Below are 307 nucleotides of genomic sequence, written 5' to 3'. Positions count from 1 at the left end.
ATCTTCTGATCGACCCGGAAACACGCTGGATTGTAGAGAAGATTTTTGACCTTGCAGTACACGGGAGGGGTGCCGCCAGCATTACACGGATTCTGGTGGAAGAAAAAGTACCTACCCCCGGCTGGCTGAACTATGAAAGATACGGGACTTTCGCTAATATCTACGCCGGTGTGCCCGCAGAAAAAGCCTATGCGTGGACGATTGCACAGGTCAAGAGCATTTTGAAAGAGGAAACCTACATCGGTCACAGCGTTCACAACAAGCAGAGCAACATTTCATTCAAGAACAAGAAAAAGGTGCGGAAGCC

At 49.2% G+C, this 307-nt stretch carries 1 protein-coding gene; it reads left to right on the top strand.

Annotated features, from left to right (window positions below; translation table 11 throughout):
• A partial coding sequence (locus tag LI164_RS15760) for a recombinase family protein (RefSeq protein WP_227087387.1) occupies window positions 1–307 on the top strand: 307 nt, incomplete at both ends.

This window comes from Dorea sp. 210702-DFI.3.125 (assembly GCF_020560945.1).
Classification (GTDB): Bacteria; Bacillota; Clostridia; order Lachnospirales; family Lachnospiraceae; genus Dorea; species Dorea formicigenerans.
Note: the sequence above shows the minus strand (reverse complement) of the source record. Positions and strands in the feature narration are given on the sequence as shown.